The organism is Mesorhizobium sp. WSM4898, assembly GCF_029625845.1.
In the GTDB taxonomy this organism is placed as follows: domain Bacteria; phylum Pseudomonadota; class Alphaproteobacteria; order Rhizobiales; family Rhizobiaceae; genus Mesorhizobium.
On sequence record NZ_JARTVQ010000013.1, the window covers coordinates 1 to 16,031 of the forward strand.

At 64.8% G+C, this 16,031-nt stretch carries 15 protein-coding genes; 7 read left to right on the plus strand and 8 right to left on the minus strand.

All coding sequences use genetic code 11. From position 1 onward, the window contains the following. Positions 1 to 240 precede the first annotated feature (240 nt). Positions 241 to 1,659 (minus strand): aminotransferase, encoded by a 1,419-nt coding sequence (locus P9228_RS28810; protein ID WP_278056839.1) that lies wholly within the window; start codon positions 1,657 to 1,659, stop codon positions 241 to 243. 290 nt (positions 1,660 to 1,949) lie between these two features. Here P9228_RS28810 and P9228_RS28815 point away from each other — a divergent pair, with 290 nt between their 5' ends. The 3 genes from P9228_RS28815 to P9228_RS28825 are packed head-to-tail and all read left to right on the plus strand — an operon-like array spanning position 1,950 to position 4,796. Then, positions 1,950 to 2,867: an ABC transporter permease gene (locus P9228_RS28815; protein ID WP_278056840.1), complete on the plus strand. Its 918-nt coding sequence runs from the start codon at positions 1,950 to 1,952 to the stop codon at positions 2,865 to 2,867. Beyond that, on the plus strand, positions 2,864 to 3,685 hold the full coding sequence (locus P9228_RS28820; RefSeq protein ID WP_278056841.1) for an ABC transporter permease: 822 nt from the start codon (positions 2,864 to 2,866) through the stop codon (positions 3,683 to 3,685). The genes P9228_RS28815 and P9228_RS28820 overlap by 4 nt, the downstream gene beginning before the upstream one ends. Positions 3,686 to 3,722: 37 nt before the next feature. Continuing rightward, complete coding sequence (locus tag P9228_RS28825; RefSeq protein ID WP_278056918.1) at positions 3,723 to 4,796, plus strand: ABC transporter ATP-binding protein; 1,074 nt, start codon at positions 3,723 to 3,725, stop codon at positions 4,794 to 4,796. On the opposite strand, the gene P9228_RS28830 is transcribed toward P9228_RS28825, so the two are convergent. The 4 genes from P9228_RS28830 to P9228_RS28845 all read right to left on the minus strand — a co-directional run bounded on the left by P9228_RS28830 (position 4,760) and on the right by P9228_RS28845 (position 8,698). Further along, positions 4,760 to 6,070 (minus strand): flavin monoamine oxidase family protein, encoded by a 1,311-nt coding sequence (locus P9228_RS28830; RefSeq protein ID WP_164888341.1) that lies wholly within the window; start codon positions 6,068 to 6,070, stop codon positions 4,760 to 4,762. The genes P9228_RS28825 and P9228_RS28830 overlap by 37 nt on opposite strands. Then, positions 6,067 to 7,149, minus strand: coding sequence for an ABC transporter substrate-binding protein (locus tag P9228_RS28835; protein ID WP_067001264.1), 1,083 nt, complete (start codon positions 7,147 to 7,149; stop codon positions 6,067 to 6,069). Before P9228_RS28835 ends, P9228_RS28830 begins: the two co-directional genes overlap by 4 nt. Before the next feature lie 64 nt (positions 7,150 to 7,213). Next, the gene (gene betI, locus P9228_RS28840; RefSeq protein ID WP_067319249.1) at positions 7,214 to 7,900 is read right to left on the minus strand and encodes a transcriptional regulator BetI; all 687 of its coding nucleotides are present in this window, start codon (positions 7,898 to 7,900) and stop codon (positions 7,214 to 7,216) included. A 6-nt stretch (positions 7,901 to 7,906) separates the two neighbouring features. After that, on the minus strand, positions 7,907 to 8,698 hold the full coding sequence (locus P9228_RS28845) for a class I SAM-dependent methyltransferase (RefSeq protein WP_278056844.1): 792 nt from the start codon (positions 8,696 to 8,698) through the stop codon (positions 7,907 to 7,909). A 212-nt stretch (positions 8,699 to 8,910) separates the two neighbouring features. Between P9228_RS28845 and P9228_RS28850 the strand changes: the two genes are divergently transcribed. Genes P9228_RS28850 through P9228_RS28865 form a run of 4 tightly spaced genes read left to right on the plus strand, consistent with a single transcriptional unit; the run spans position 8,911 to position 13,623 of the window. After that, on the plus strand, positions 8,911 to 10,530 hold the full coding sequence (locus tag P9228_RS28850; protein WP_095799854.1) for an NAD(P)/FAD-dependent oxidoreductase: 1,620 nt from the start codon (positions 8,911 to 8,913) through the stop codon (positions 10,528 to 10,530). Further along, positions 10,517 to 12,091 carry an NAD(P)/FAD-dependent oxidoreductase gene (locus P9228_RS28855; protein WP_278056847.1) on the plus strand — a complete coding sequence of 525 codons (1,575 nt, stop codon included), beginning with the start codon at positions 10,517 to 10,519 and terminating at the stop codon, positions 12,089 to 12,091. Before P9228_RS28850 ends, P9228_RS28855 begins: the two co-directional genes overlap by 14 nt. Before the next feature lie 43 nt (positions 12,092 to 12,134). Continuing rightward, positions 12,135 to 13,364, plus strand: coding sequence for an aminomethyltransferase family protein (locus tag P9228_RS28860; protein WP_278056919.1), 1,230 nt, complete (start codon positions 12,135 to 12,137; stop codon positions 13,362 to 13,364). Position 13,365: 1 nt separating this feature from the next. After that, a complete protein-coding gene (locus P9228_RS28865) occupies positions 13,366 to 13,623 on the plus strand; it encodes a hypothetical protein (RefSeq protein WP_082953643.1) in 258 nt (85 codons plus the stop codon). 96 nt (positions 13,624 to 13,719) lie between these two features. Here the strand turns inward: P9228_RS28865 and P9228_RS28870 are convergent, their stop codons facing one another. The 3 genes from P9228_RS28870 to P9228_RS28880 all read right to left on the minus strand — a co-directional run bounded on the left by P9228_RS28870 (position 13,720) and on the right by P9228_RS28880 (position 16,028). Continuing rightward, a complete protein-coding gene (locus tag P9228_RS28870) occupies positions 13,720 to 14,778 on the minus strand; it encodes a dipeptidase (RefSeq protein WP_067319258.1) in 1,059 nt (352 codons plus the stop codon). A 322-nt stretch (positions 14,779 to 15,100) separates the two neighbouring features. Then, entirely contained in the window at positions 15,101 to 15,397 is a 297-nt protein-coding gene (locus tag P9228_RS28875) for a GNAT family N-acetyltransferase (RefSeq protein WP_278056848.1), read from the minus strand. Beyond that, on the minus strand, positions 15,390 to 16,028 hold the full coding sequence (locus P9228_RS28880) for an alpha/beta hydrolase (RefSeq protein ID WP_095799850.1): 639 nt from the start codon (positions 16,026 to 16,028) through the stop codon (positions 15,390 to 15,392). Before P9228_RS28880 ends, P9228_RS28875 begins: the two co-directional genes overlap by 8 nt. Positions 16,029 to 16,031: the final 3 nt, after the last annotated feature.

Here is a 16,031-nt window from a genome sequence, read left to right on the forward strand (position 1 = left end):
TGCTACGAGAAAGCCTCTCAAGAATCCTTTCTTTCCGGCTTGGCAATAGCCAATCAACTTATCTGCGATTCCCCTGCTGTTACACGGGGAGAAGGTGCCCGAAGGGCGGGGCAGTGCAAGCGCCTCACAATTGGCTCTGGCTCCCGAACCTCAGGGAGCGTCTGAACTGAATCTCGCAAGCTGGCGCTGCCCCTCACCCGCCGGCTACACTCCCCGTAGAACGGGGAGAGGGGCGCTCTCTCACCCCCGCCAGACGCCTTCCTTCCTCAGATCATCCATCGTGCGCGAGATGCCTTCGCGCAGGATCGCGACCATGTCGTCGATCTGCTCGCGGCTGATGATGAGCGGCGGCGACATCACGCACATGTTGATCAGCGGCCGCACCAAGAGACCGAGCTCATGGCAATGCGCGTCGATACGCTTTCCCACATCCTTGTCGAGCTGCAGCGGATCCTTGCTCTCGCGGTCGGCGACGCATTCGACGCAAGCCATCAGGCCGGCGCCGCGTACCTCGCCGACCAGCGGCAGTTCCTCGAGCGTTTTCAGGCGCGCCTGGAAATAGGGCGCGATCTCGCGCGCATGCTGAAGCACGCCCTCTTCCAAAAGATCGAGGTTCTTCAGCGCGACGGCGCAGCCGATCGGATGGCTGGTGTAGGTGAGGCCATGGCCAAACAGCGCATCGGGATGGTTGGAGCGGCGCAGTTCCTCCAGCAGCCGCTCCGAGATGATCACGCCGCCAAGCGGGAAATAGCCCGAGGTCACCCCCTTGGCGAAGGTGATCATGTCCGGGTCGAGGCCGAACACGTCGCCAGAGGCAAAGACATGGCCGAGCCGTCCGAAGCCGGTCACCACCTCGTCCGAGACATAGAGGATGTCGTTCTCGCGGCAGATCTCACGGATGCGCTTCAGGTATCCATCCGGCGGCACGACGACGCCGCCCGAAGCTTGCACCGGTTCGCCGACAAAGGCGCCGATGCGACCGGCGCCGACGCGCGCGACCGTGTCGCGGAATTGGTCGACGAGGAAATCGGTGAAGACGTGGATGCTCATCTCCTTCGGCCGTCGGAACGGATCGGGCGAGGAGAGCTTGATCACCAGCTCGTCGGCACCATCCATCCAGTGCCGGTCGCGCGGGCGGCCGTTGAGCGAGGCCGACAGGTAGGTCGAGCCGTGATAGGCGCCGCCGCGGCTGATGATCAGCTTCTTCTCCGGCCTGCCGCGCACATTGTTGTAGAACTGCATGAAGCGCAGCGCCGTCTCCACCGCCGACGAGCCGCCGGTGGTGAAGAAGGTGTGACTGAGATCGCCGGGAGCGGCATCGGCGATGCGTCTCGCAAGCTCGGCTGAGGGCGCATTCATCGTATACCAAGGCGTGTTGTAGGACAGCGCCATCGCCTGGTCGTACATCACCCTTGCCAGTTCCTCGCGGCGATGCCCGACATTGATGCACCACATGCCGGCCGGACCGTCGATCAGCCGCTTGCCGGATGCGTCGGTGATGTAGATGCCCTCGCCCTCGCCGATCAGCGCCCGTGCCTCGGCGCCGACCGAACCGGCATAGGGCCAGGGCTGGACCAGATGGCGCTTGGCCAGCTCGACCGCATCGTCGTCCCCGGGCTCGACAACTTCCCTCGCCTTGATCTCTCGTGCAGCCGCCATCTTAGCCTCGCATGGTCCGTTGCGGTGATTTCCAGAGACATGAAACGAAGCGGAAAGCCATGGAAATTCGGCTTTTCGTCACTTCATTTTGAATGTCCATTCAATCAATATTGCAGAAATAGCGCTTGATTTCAATCGGCGGATGCGCTCATGATGAAAGAAAGCCGGCAAGTCTGGAGTGATCGCTCCGGGCACATAAATTGGGAACAGGCAGTCGGCGCCGATCAATGGGAAGGCCGTATGGCGGGACAGTCCGAGCCGGCAACTGCAATCACGCCCGGAGCGCTGCAATGACGGCCGCCGCGGAAGGGTCGCCCCCGCTGCGCATGGCGAGAGCCAGACGAAGTCCCCTTCTGCAGTCGGAAGCCGTCCAGGGCATTGCGCTGATCAGCCCGACTTTCCTTTACGCGCTCATCCTTCTCGTCCTGCCGATCCTGGTTGTTATAGCCCATTCCTTCTGGACGCAGGACTACCTGACCATCGACCACACATTCACGCTGGAGAATTATCGGATCGCGCTGACCGAGCCGATCTACCGCGACCTGCTCTGGCGCTCGCTCTACATCTCGCTGACGGTCAGCCTGTTCACCGTGCTGCTCGCCTATCCGATCGCCTATTTCATTTCCTTCCATGGCGGCCGCCAGAAGAGCCTCTGGCTGTTCCTCATCACCATCCCGTTCTGGACCAGCTACCTGCTGCGCGTGATGTCGTGGAAGGTGATCCTCGGCTACAACGGCGTGCTCAATTCCGGCCTGATGGGCCTCGGCATCATCGACGAGCCGTCGACTGCGCTGCTCTACAATTCCAGCGCCGTCATCATCACGCTGACTCACGCCTGGGCGACCTTCGCCATCCTGCCGATCTTCGTTTCGCTGGAGAAGGTCGACCGCACCCTGGTCGAAGCGGCGACCGACCTCGGCGACGGGCCGCTGCGCTCCTTTCTGCGCGTGACCTTGCCGCTGTCGGCGCCAGGCGTCATCTCAGCGGCGCTGATCGTCATGATCCCGACCGTCGGCGACTACGTCACGCCGAAGCTGGTCGGCGGCAAAGACGGCGTCATGATCGCCAACGCCATCCAGGCGCAATTCGGCAAGGCGTCGAACTGGCCGCTCGGCGCAGCACTCTCCGTCACCACCATGGTCATCGTCTCGCTGATGGCCGGCGCCGCGGTGCTGGTCATCCGCGCGCTGCAGAGGCTGGCGCGATGACGGCGATCAGACGTTACCTGCCAAGCTGGCTGTCGAGCTACGCCGCGCTCTACATCCTCTTCCTCTATCTGCCGGTGATCTTCCTGCCGATCTTCTCGATCAACACCGCGGCGACGCCGAAATTCCCGCTCTCAGGCGTCACGCTGCATTGGTACCAGGACCTGCCGCGCACGCCGGCACTGATCGACGCCACCTGGAACAGCTTGGTTGTCGGCGTCTCGGCGGCTATCCTGTCGACCGTGTTCGGCATTCTCGCCGCCCGTTCGATCACCCGCTACCGCTATCCCGGCCGCCGCACCGTCAACGGGCTGATCATGGCCCCGCTGGTGCTGCCCGAGGTCATCGTTGCCATCTCGATGCTCCTGGTGATGCTGCAACTGGGCTTGAGCCTGTCGCTGTTCACGGTCGTGCTTGGGCATGTGCTGGTCTGCATTCCCTATTCGATGACGGTGCTGACCTCCGGCTTCGAAGGTTTCGACCGCAGCCTCGAGGAAGCCTCCGCCGATCTCGGCGAAAGCGCCTTCGGCACCTTCCGGCGGGTGACGCTGCCGATGGTGGCGCCGGCGATCATCTCCAGCCTGCTGGTCTGCTTCACCATCTCGCTCGACGAGTTCATCATCGCCTTCTTCCTCACCGGCACCGAGGCGACGCTGCCGATCTACATCTGGGGACAGCTGCGCTTCGCGGCCAAGCTCCCCGGCGTGCTGGCGCTCGGTACTTTGTTGTTGGCGGCGTCCTTCGTGCTGATGACCGTTGCCGAGATCCTGCGCCGCCGCGCGGCGAGACGCACCCAGAACGAGAGAGGCCTCTATGCTTGAGCGGGTCCAATCCGAGCGAACGATGTCCGATCGCGCCATGATCGAGATCCGCGACGTCACGCGCAGCTACGGCGCGTTCAAGGCGTTGGACAATGCATCGCTCGTGATCAGGGAGGGCGAGTTCTTCTCGCTGCTCGGGCCGTCCGGCTGCGGCAAGACCACGCTTTTGCGCATGATCGCCGGCTTCGATACGCCGACCAGCGGCTCGATCGCCGTCGACGGCCAGCCGATGGACGGCATTCCCGCCAACCGGCGTCCGACCAACATGGTCTTCCAGAGCTACGCGATCTTTCCGCATCTCAATGTCGAGCAGAACGTCGCCTACGGGCTGAAGCGGCTGAAACTGCAGGGCGGCGAAGAACAGCGCCGCGTCGAGGAGGCGCTGGCGCAGGTGTCGCTGACCGGCCTTGGCAAGCGCCGCGCCACCGAACTCTCCGGCGGCCAGCGTCAGCGCGTGGCGCTGGCCCGCGCGCTGGTCATGCGTCCCAAGGTGCTGCTGCTCGACGAGCCGCTATCGGCTCTCGACAAGAAGCTGCGCGAGCAGATGCAGGTCGAGTTGCGCCGGCTGCAGCAGGCGGTCGGCATCACCTTCGTGCTGGTCACGCACGACCAGTACGAGGCTTTGGCCATGTCGGACCGCATCGCCGTCATGTTCGGCGGCCGTATCGCGCAGGTCGCCTCGCCCAAGGAAATCTACCAGCGCCCGGTCAACCGCCAGGTCGCCGACTTCCTCGGCGGCATGAATTTCGTCAAGGCCGAGATCGTCGAGGAGAACGGCGTGTCCTTGGTTGTCGACACGCTTGGCTTCGGGCGTGTGAGGACCGACAAGCCGAAGGTCTTCGTGCGCAACGGCGGCGCGGCGACGCTCGGCATCCGGCCGGAGCGGCTGCGCGTGCTCTGGGACAATGCGACGGCCAAGTTCGAGGTCGCCGGCACGGTGGTCGAGCGCCACTATTTCGGCGAGATCACGCATCTGATCGTCGAGATCCCGGGGCTGGAAAAGCCGCTCTCGGTGACCGAGACCAATGATTTCGGCGCCGACGACATTCCGGTCGGCGCGCCGATCCGTCTCGCCTACGACCCAGAGGCCCTGGTGGCGATGGCAGACTGAAGCCGCGCCAAAATCTTCCCGGCGGCGATGCGTCCGGCCACGATCGCGCCCTCGACATAGGCGGGGAAGGACGGCGACACTTCCGACGACGCAAAATGGATCGGCGGCGCGCCGGCAAGGATCGTGCGCTCGGCATCTCTTGCCGTCACGTCGACGATGAGATCGCTATAGGCGCCGCCGCTCCAGCGGTCATGCGTCCAGTCGCGCTGGCTGAAATCGAGAATATCGGCCGCGTCCGGACCGAGCGCATCCGCGAGCTTCGCAATGACCTCGGCGCGCAACGCCGCAGCACCCAGCTTGCGGCAGCGCAGCGCCAGCGGTCCACCGATGAAGACGACGAGCGCTGCATGCTCGGCATCCCTGCTGGCATCGCAGGCAAACAGGCCCGGCATGTCGCGCCACATAACCATTCCGCTCAGATCGCGCTCGCGCCAGAACGGCCTGGCATAGCGGACGAGGATCTTGACCACCGCGCCGCTTTCCCAGACGCCAAGCGCCTTCTTCAAGGCCGTTGACAAGGCAGGCCGAAAGTCGAGCCTGTTGGCCGTCGCAGGCGGCAGGGCGAGCAGGACCTCGCGCGCCTCGACGGCGCCGCCGCCTGCAACGACACGAACGCCGGACGGCCCGCGCTCGACGCGAATGACCGGCTCGTTCAGCCGCAGCCGGTCACCGAGATCGCCCGCCAGGTCCGCGGCCAGCGACTGCATGGTCTCGCGCAGAGAATATTGCAGTTCCGGCACTTCGTTGGTGATGCGGCGATCATTGTCGATCAGGTACCAGAGCGGCACCTTTTCCAGCGCCAGGCACCACAGTCCTTCGATCATCGAGCGGAAGGCGGCTTTGGCATCTACCGGATCGGTCTGGCGTTCGAGCCAGGAGGCGACGGTCAGCCCGGCGATCGCGGGATCGTCAGGCTCGGTCCAGTTCATGCGGTCGCGGATCGCCATCGCGGTCACATAGGTCTGTCCGGCCTGGTCGACCGACATCGGTGGATGGGTGATGAAATCGCCATCGACAAAGGTTTTGACGAAGGTCTTGCCGCGCGCCCTGGCCAGCGCCATCAACTCCGGCATGTCCTCGCACAGGAACTGGCCGCCGCTGTCGATCAGCTCGCCGAGCCCGTTTCGCGCACCTTCCACACGACCGCCGACGCGGCCGCGCGCTTCCAGGACAAGGAAATCGATGCCGGCGCGCTTCAATTCGAGCGCGGCCGACAGGCCGGTGAAGCCGGCGCCGACGATTGCAACGTCGGTGCTTTCGGTCTTGCTGTTCAATAGCCGGCCTTGATCTTCTCGAACTCGGCGATCATCTTCAGCTTGAGCTCGGAAGGCAGCGGCTGCTGGAACAGCGTCTTGTCGACCCATTTTTCCACGTTGTCGTAGCCCTTTTCCTTGAGCACCGCCTGGTCGACACCGGCCATGCCCTTGGCGTTGGCTTGGCCGTAGCCCCAGTCCTTGACCAGCACCTTGGCGACTTCCGGATCGTTGACGGCATTGAGATAGTCATAGGCCTTGTCAATGTTGCCGGGCGCGTCCTTGAACAGCACATAGCCGCACACCCAGGTCGAGATGCCCTCGTCGGTATCCTTCTTGGACTTGATCGGCACGCCGGCGGCCTGCGATTGCACCGCCGCGTCGTTCCAGGCCCAGGCGAGATCGACCTCGCCGCCTGAGAGCAGCTGCACGATGTCGGTGGTGTCGGTCCAGTAGGAGCGCACGTTCTTGTGCACCTGGCGCAGGAAATCGGACGCCTGCTTGAACTGCTCGTCCGTCATCTTTGTCCAGTCCTTCAGCCCGATGGCGAGGCTGGCCAGCGCATAGGCGTCGTCGACATTGTCGCCGATCGAGACGCGTCCCTTATACTTGGGATCGGCGAAGGCCTTCAGCGACTGCACGTCCTTCTCGGCGATCTTGTCGGAGTTGAAGGTGAGCTGCGTGTCACCCCAGTCCCAAGGCATGAACCAGGCTTTGCCGTCGGGGGTGGTGGCAAGGTCCTTCATCGCCATGATGCCGGGGTTGAGATCCTTCCAGCCGGCGATCTTGGAAGTGTCGAGCGGCTGCAACAGCCCCGCCTCGCGCCACTTCACCACGCTTTGCGAACACGGATGGCCGAGGTCGGCCTTGAAGCCGGAGCGGATCTTCTCAAATGCCTCGTCCTCATCGCCGAAGAAGGCGAAGGTCGGCGAGTCGCCGTCCTTCTCGACATATTTGCCGTGGAAGCTGGGGTCCTCATAGCCGGACCAGTCGAACACGATGAGGTCCTTGTCGGCGGCAACGGCGAACGCTGCCGCCGAAGACGCCAGCGCGCCGGCGAGCGCCAAAGTAAGTGTCAGGCGTCGGCTGAGTTTCTTCATGCTGTTCCATCCTCTTTGGTCTTGCCGGTCTTGCTGGCCGGCTGTTGCTAACCCCGGGCTGACGTTAATCGTAGTGTTTCGGAAAGGCGGCGGCCAGGAACGCGTTGGCCGCCTGCAGCGCGGTCTCGCGCGTGGTGTCCTGGGTGCCCATCATCAACCGCAGCCACAGGCCCTCGAGCATGGCCGATAGCGCCAGCGCCATGACCTGCGGCTCATAGGCATAGCCGCCGCTTTGCTTGAGCGTCGCGCAGAGATCGATGAACACCTGCTGGTAGTAAGCGTCGCGCGAGCTGCTCAGCGCCTGGTAGGTCGGCCGCGATTTGGCCTCGCCCCAGAAGGCGCACCAGGCGGCGAGCTTGCGCTTGTTGCAGATCGAGCGATCGAAGTCGGCCCACACCAGCGCCTGCAGCTGCCGCGCCGGATCGTCGCCTGCCTTCTGCAAGGCCGCGCGCCAATGCGCCGAATACTCGTCATACATATATTGCAGCGTGGCGACGAGCAGCTTCTCCTTGCTTTCGAAATGGAAGTTGACGATGCCGCGGGACAGGCCCGCGCCGTCGGCCACATCGGCCATCGTCGTTTCCGCATAGCCGCGCTTGGCCAGTGAATCGATCGTCGCCTCGATCAACTGGAGTTGCCTGACTTCTTTCGAAGCCTTGCGGCCGCGCTTCTCGGCGTCTCCTTTTCGTGCCGGTTCGGGCAAGGCATCCCTGGCCTCTGCATTCTTCATGAGCGTGACGGTCTCCAGCATTGCCGGCTATCCGACCGGCTTCCAACCGCGCAGATGAGTGGGGCGGTGCTCACCACTGTCAAGCACCTTCTGCATCGCCTCCCAGGTCCGGATGTTCTTGTCGACATAGCCCCCGCCGACCGCGGCGGCGAGCGCTTGATAGAGTGGCCCCTTCAGGCGCGCCAGTTCCTCCCGCGCCACCTCGCTGTACCATGCGTTGCGGTCGCGGACGCTGATGTCGCGGAAGCCAGCACGACGCATCGCCTCAGCGTAGCGCGCCGGCGAAGCCATGGCAAAGGACAAGCCTTCCGCCGCGAGATAGGTCTTCATGTCCGCAGACGGCTCGCCGTCGTGCGAGATCATCCAGTTCGACGCGGCGAAGACGCCGCCGGGCTTCAGCACGCGGAAGATCTCGGCGAACAGCGCATCCTTGTCCCGGACATGCAGCAGTGCGTCCTTGGAGAAGACAACGTCGAAGGAAGCATCGGTGAAAGGCAGCGGTCCCGGCGGCCCCTGGACGAAGCTCACGCGGTCCTGGAGACCCTGCGCAGCCGCCTTTCGCTTTGCCGTCTCGATCACCGGCCTCTCGACATCGAAACCGGTCGCATGCGCCGCACCATGGCGCGCGACCAGATCCAGCGTGACGCCGCCGGCGCCGCAGCCGAGATCGAGGATCGTCTTGACCTTGAGCGAGAGGCCTTCGACCACGCGGTCCACTTCGTCCGGGCCGCCCGGGGAGAGGTAGCCATCGCCCCAGAGCGCCTCGAGGCGAATGGCCGCGTCGTCATATTCCGGCTCGGCGTTAGCCGTTTCGATCATCGGACTGAGCCTCAAATGCCGAAGTCACCTTCGCGCTAGCGGAACACCAGAAATGCGGGGCAAAGCCTAGCGCATCAACGCAGAAACGCAACACCATTTGTTGAACATTCATTCAAAATGGCTGGACAAAAAACCGTGACCCGTGCCAAATTCGGCTGATCAGGGAACAAATCGCACCCAACAACGGACGGCCGGAGGGAGGTTGAGCGCACATGAAGGCATGGGACGCGATCGTCATCGGCGGCGGCCACAACGGGCTGGTCAACGCCGGCTATCTGCAACGCGCCGGGCTCGACGTGCTGGTGGTCGAGAAGAACGACTGGGTCGGCGGTGCGGCCACCAGCCGCGAGCTGACGCCGGGCTTTCTCTACTCCAACTGCTCCTATGTCTGCTCGCTGTTCCGGCCCGAGATCATGCGCGATCTGGAGCTGCCGCGCTTCGGCCTGCAGGTGATCTCCTATGAAGGCGGCGCGGTGTTCACGCGCGACGGCGACTATCTCGCCAACTACCGCGACCACGATGCGCATCGCCGCGAATTCGCCCGCTTCTCCAAGCGCGACGCCGAGGCCTACGACCGCTATTCGCGCGACGTCACAAGGCAGTGCCGCTTCATCCAGCCGCTGTTGATGCGCACCGCGCCCGATCCCACCAGCTTCAAGCCGCGCGATCTTGGCGAGCTGCTCTATCTCGGCAAGAAATTCGCCGGTCTCACCGCTGAGGAAATGGCGCTGACCTTGCGCTTCTGGACGATGTCGATCTCCGACTTCCTCGACGAGTATTTCGAGACCGACGTCATCAAGGCGAACTTTGCGCTCTCCGGCATCATAGGCACGGCGCTTGGGCCCATGTCGCCCGGCACGGCCTATGTCCTGCTCCACCACTATATGGGTGAGGTCGATGGCTCGGTGGGCGCCTGGGGCTATGCGCGTGGCGGTATGGGTGCCGTGACCAAGGCGCTCGCCGCCTCGTTCAAGGCCTCCGGCGGCACGATCCGCACCGGCGCCGAGGTCGAGCGCGTGCTGATTAGGAACGGCAGGGCCAAGGGCGTCGTACTGGCCGGCGGCGAAGAGGTCTATGGCAAGCTCGTCGTCTCAAACGCCGACGTGAAGCGCACCTTCCTGAAGCTGGTCGAGGAGAAGGAGCTGCCCGACATCTTCCTTCGGCGGGTCAGGAACTTCAAGATCCGCGGCTCGTCCGGCAAGGTCAACATCGCGCTGGATTCACTTCCCCAATTCCCGGCTCTGCCGAAGGATTCGCCGGTCTATCGCGCCGACATGCACTTCACCGATTCAATCGAGCGCATGGAGCGCGCCTATGACGACTGGAAGGCCGGGCGCTGGTCGGCCGATCCCTTCCTCGACATGGTGATCCCGACCACACTCGACCCGACCATGGCGCCGCCGGGAAAACATTTCATGAGCTGCTTCGTGCAATACGCGCCGCCCAAAATTGGCGGCCGAGACTGGACGGACGCCGACCGCGACGGCTTCGCCGAGAGCGTGGTTGCGCAGATCGCCGAATATTCGCCCGGCTTCCGCGACCGCATCGTCCATATGGAGGTGCGCACGCCGCGCGAGATCGAGGCCGAGGTCGGCCTCACCGAAGGCAACATCTTCCAAGGCGAACTGACCTTCGACCAGCTGCTGTTCAATCGCCCGGTGCCGGGCTACGCGCAATACCGTTCGCCGGTCGGCGGGCTCTATATGTGCGGTTCCTCCACGCATCCGGGCGGCGGCGTCATGGGCGCGCCCGGACGCAACGCCGCCGCCGAGATCCTGCGCGATCTCGCCAAACCAACCCTGCATATGAGCCCGGCCCATGACGTCATCTGAAACGAATTGGGACGCGATCGTCATCGGCGGCGGGCACAACGGCCTGGTCGCCGCCGCCACGCTGGCGAAATCGGGACGCAAGGTGCTGCTGCTCGAGGCCGGCAAGGAGGTCGGCGGCGCGGCGCGCACCGAGGAATTCGCGCCGGGGTTTCGCGTCTCCTCGGTCGCTCATCTGCTCAACCGCCTGCATCCCGATGTGGTGAAGACGCTGGAGCTCGAGCGCCACGGGCTGAAGATCGAGCGCGGCGATTTGGTGCCGTCGATCGCATTGTCGAAAGACGGCCCGCTGGTGCTGCACGGCGCCTATGGCGAGGCGCTGACGGGCGCCAGCCCGTCGGAGCAGTCGGCTTGGCGCGACCTGCGCGCGCAGCTGTTGCGCTACGCCGGCGTGCTGAAACCCTTCCTGTCGCGCCGTCCGCCGGACCTTGCCGGCATGTCGCTCGCCGAAATGACCGGGCTCGGCCAGACGGCGCTGGCGCTGAAGAAGCTCGGCAAGGAGGACATGCGCGACTTCCTGCGCGTGCTCTTGATGAACGTCTACGACTTGCTCGACGAGCAGCTTTCCGACGACAGGCTGAAAGGCCTGCTCGCTTTCGACGCGACACTGGGCAGCCATCTCGGTCCGCGCTCGCCGACATCGCTGCTCGGCCTCTACTATCGGCTCGCTGGCGAGATCGGCGGGCTCGCCGGCGCGCAGATACAGCCCAAGGGTGGCATGGGCGCGGTCGTTGCCGCCATCCGCTCGGCGGCCGAGCAAGCGGGGGTTTCGATCCGTCTGGCTTCGCCGGTCGCCAAGGTCGTCGTCGAGAAGGGCCGCGCCGTCGGTGTCGTCACGCAGGGCGGCGAAGCGCTGCGCGCAAAAGCCGTCGTCTCGGCAATCAATCCCGCAACCACGATCCTCGATCTGGCCGGGCCGCGCGAGGTCGACACCGGTTTCGTGCGCAAGATGAAGAACATCCGCATGAAGGGCGATGCGGCGAAGCTTCATCTCGCGCTCGACCGGCCGCCGCAATTTGCCGGCGTCGACGCCGCTGGCCACAAGGGCCGACTCGTCATCGCGCCTTCGCCGGACCATGTCGAGGGCGCCTTCAACCCGTCGAAATATGGCGAGTTCTCGCCCGAGCCGGTGATGGAGATCACGCTGCCCAGCCTGATAGATCCTTCGCTGGCACCCTGCGGCGCCTGCGTGCTCTCGGCCGTGGTGCAGTACGCGCCCTATGCATTGAAACAGGGCTGGACCGCCGGCAAGCCGCAATTCCTCAAGGCGATCATGGCGCAGCTCGAAGCCTATGCGCCTGGCATCGGCGCCACGGTGCGTCATGCCGAGTTGCTGACTCCGGCCGACATCGAGGGACGCTACCGCATGCCCGGCGGTCACTGGCACCACGCCGAGTTGCAGGCCGACCAGATGCTGATGTCGCGGCCGGTCTCCGGTTGGTCGGGCTACGACACGCCGCTCGAAGGGCTGTTCCTTGCCGGCGCCGGTTCGCATCCCGGCGGCGGCATCTCCGGCGCCCCCGGCCTCAACGCCGCACGCCGCATCATCGCGATAAGGGCATGAGATGATTTCGCCATTCACAAACGCAGCGCTCTACGCCGCCGACATGAATCGTCATGTGAAAATCAATTCCGCCCGCACCCTTGCGCAATCCCACTTCCGCACGCTTCGGCTCGGCACACCTTTCCAGCCGCGCATCGACGCGCTGGCGCTGACAAACGACTGGTACAATTGGGCCGGCTACCGCGCGCCGCATTCGCTCTGGGACGAGGAGCTGGAATATTTTGCCATTCGCAGCCAGGCGGCACTCCTCGACATCTCGCCGATGACGAAATACCGGATCGAGGGTCCGGACGCTGAAGCCTATCTCGACCGTGTCACGCTGCGCGACGTGACTAGGTTGAAGCCGGGCCGCGTCCACTACACCGCCTGGTGCGACGACGAAGGTTTCGTCCTCGATGACGGCACGCTGTTCCGGCTGTCGCCGACGCGCTTTCGGCTGTGCTCGCAGGAGCGGCATCTGCCCTGGCTGCTTGACAGCGCCATCGGCTACGAGGTCAGCGTCGAGGAAGAAACCGAAGCGGTCGCCGGGCTCGCGCTGCAAGGCCCAACCTCCTTCGCCATCCTGCGCGACGCCGGCTTTGCCGGCATCGAGCGGCTGAAGGTTTTCGACCTCGCCGACTTCGCGCATGACGGCGCTGCCATCACCATCTCGCGCACCGGCTTCACCGGCGATCTCGGCTACGAGCTGTTCGTGCCGGCGGACAAGGCGTTGAGCCTATGGGACCGGCTGATGGCGGCGGGCGGGCTGCGCGGCATCCGCGCCATCGGCTACACGGCGCTCAATCGCGCCCGGCTAGAAGCCGGGCTGATCGTCGCCAATGCCGACTTCACCACTGCCGAGCACGCCATCCGTGCCGACCGCCTGCGCATGCCGGACGAGATCGGCCTCGGCTTCATGGTCGATCCGGACAAAGGCCACTTCAACGGCCGCCGCCCCATCTTCGAAGCGCGGGCGAAGAAGCAGCTGCGCCATGTGCTGGTCGGGCTGGAGATCGAAGGCAACATCCCGGCCGAGCACGCCATCGTCTACTGGAAGAAGAGCCGGGAGGTCGGGCTCGTCAGCGCGGCGATGTGGTCGCCCATGGCCAAGCGCAACATCGCCATCGCCTCCTTGCAACGGCCTTATGGTGATACGGTCGTCGACGACCTCTGGGTCGAGATCTACGCCTTGCGCGAGCTGCGATACCAGAAGCTGATGAAGCGGGCGAAAGTAGTGCCGCGGCCGTTCATCAAGCTCGATCGCCGCACCGCCAACCCGCCGGCGGACTTTTGACGTGGAAGGGGATGCGGACAGGCTGGACGCGGAGGCGGAAGCGGCCGAGCAGTGGCAGCTGGTCAACACGCCGCTCGGCGAGATGTGGTCCGGCCGCACCCGCTATGCGGCGGCGATGTTCTTCTTCAAGCGCGGCGAGATGGATGCCGACACGCTGGAGGTCTACCGCATCTGCGCTCGGCTCGACCATGAAGACCCCTTGCCGATCATCCGCGACCGCGGTGTCGGCAAGGAATGGCTTAAGCGCTTGGGTGCGTAAGCCCGCAGCGCGACGGAGCTGCGCTCCTGCTTCGCCCTAGGATGACGACGTTGGGGGAGCGTTCTGGCCCAATTCCGAACGTCCAAGATTGTCACTTTATCCGATCGTCCTTTCAAGGACACGCAGCCAATTCCGATAAGCGATCTTCTCGATCAGCGCGCGCCCGAAGCCGCGAGCGGCGAGCGCATCGAGGAGCTTCGGCAGGCCTGCCACGTCGCCGATCACCGCCGGGATCATGGCACCGTCGAAATCGGATCCGAGACCCACACCGTCCTCGCCCAGCGCCTGCAACAGCGACTCGATGTGGCGCAGCATGATGTCGAGGCTGGTGTCGGCATTCATGCGGCCGTCCTCGCGCAGGAAGCCGGTGGCGAAGTTCAGGCCCACCATGCCGCCCGTTTCGCGGATCGCGCCGAGCTGCCAGTCGGTGAGGTTGCGCGAATGGCCGCAGATCGCATGCACGTTGGAGTGGGTCGCGACCAGCGGCGCATCGCTGAGCGCGGCGACATCGCGAAAACCCTTCTCGTTGAGATGCGAGAGGTCGATCATGATCCTGAGCTGGTTGCATGCCTTGACCAGCGCCTTGCCGGCGTCGGTCAGGCCCGGCCCGGTATCGGGCGACGAGGGAAAGCGGAACGGGACGCCGTTGCCGAAGGCGTTCGGCCGGCTCCAGACGATCCCCAGCGAGCGGAGCCCGGCGGCATGGAGCACGTCGAGCATGGCAAGCTCGGGATCGATCGCCTCGACGCCTTCGATATGGAACACCGCGGCGATCGAGCCATTCGCCATCGCCTCGCGCACATCGCCGGCGCTGCGGCAGACGGTGAGCGCGCCGGCGCGCTCCAGCCTGAACAGGATCGAGGCCATGCCGATGGTCGAAGTGACCGCCTCGGCGCGCGGCAGTTCCGGCGGCAGTGGCTCGTTGTCGCTCGGCGCCGGCGGCACGGCGCTGCGCTTGGTCTTTTCGATCGGCGGCGGAAAGATCGCGAACATGCCGCCGGCAAAACCGCCCTTTTTGGCGCGCGGCATGTCGATGTGACCGCCCGGCGTGCCCTCGATGAACAGCTTTTCGACATCGGCTTCGTTCGACTGGTAGAGCCTGAGCAGCGTGTCGTTGTGGCCATCGAAAACGGGAATGAGGTCGGATTCGGTCATCAGGCCATTCGCTTTTTTGAGGTGGCGGATCAGGGCGGGAGAATCCCAGGTGATCTGTCTAATTAGGCAAGATGGCCGAACTGCGCAAATGCCAGACGCGTGTTCGCATTTATGGCTGGGCGGCTCTCTTCCTTCTCCCCTTGCGGGCTCCGAAGAACGGGGCGAGACGCGTCGCTCGCCCCCGGGCGGTGGATCGGCGCGCGGCGCCGAGACGGTTTAGGGCGCTGCAGCGGAGTGAGACGTCGGTTTTCCCTGGAACTCCCCTCAGCCGGCCGCTTCGCGGCCCCCTTCTCCCCGGGGGAGAAGGGGAAGACAAGTGCTACTATTTCAGCACGTCGGCCCATTCCGGATGGCGGCGGAACTGGGCGTTGGCGAAGGGGCAGAGCGGGATTATCTTCTTGCCCGCCGCGCGCGCGTCCTCGACGGCGCGGGTTACCAGGCGAAGCCCGGCGCCCTGGCCGCGAAAGACATCCGGCACCTCGGTGTGATCGATGATGAGCTGGTGCTCGCCGATCTTGGTGAAGGTCATTTCGGCGTCGGCGCCGCCCGGTCCGCGCAGCAGGTAGCGACCCTTGGAGCCGCGATCTTCCAGTTCAATCTCGGGCAGTTGGTCAGCCATTTTTTGCGCCTCCTTCGCTGGCGGGCGTGAGGGCGAACAGCCGCCGCGCGGCTTCGATTTCATTCGGCCGCACCTCGTGCCCGCCGTCGTGCCATTCCACTGTGACATTGGCCCCGTCGGCGCGCAAATAGGCCTCCAGCCGCGTTGTCAGGTTCGGCGGGCAGATCGGGTCGCGCCTGCCGGCCGTGATCAGGATGCGGCGCCCGGCAAGGCTGCCCTGCACCTGCGGCTCGAACGGGATCAGCGGATGCATCAGCCCCGCGGCATCGAACAGTCCTGGCTCGGCGAACACCACCGAGGCCAGGATGTTGGCGCCGTTGGAATAGCCGAGGCCGAACACTGCCGAGGGCTTTGCCGCCTCGACATGCGCCTTGACGAAGCCGGCCATCTTGGCCGTCGCCCGCGCGAGGTCGTCCATGTCGTAGACGCCTTCGCCGGTGCGGCGGAAGAAACGGGCGGCACCTTGCTCCGACACATCGCCGCGCGGCGAGACTAACGTCGCCGAAGGCGCGAGCTCGCGACCGAAGGACAGAAGCTGGTTCTCGTCAGCTCCGGTGCCGTGGAAGATGAACAACAGCGCGCTGCCCGGCGAACCGGGCAGCACTTTGTGGATGTAGGCGTCCTTGCTCATGGC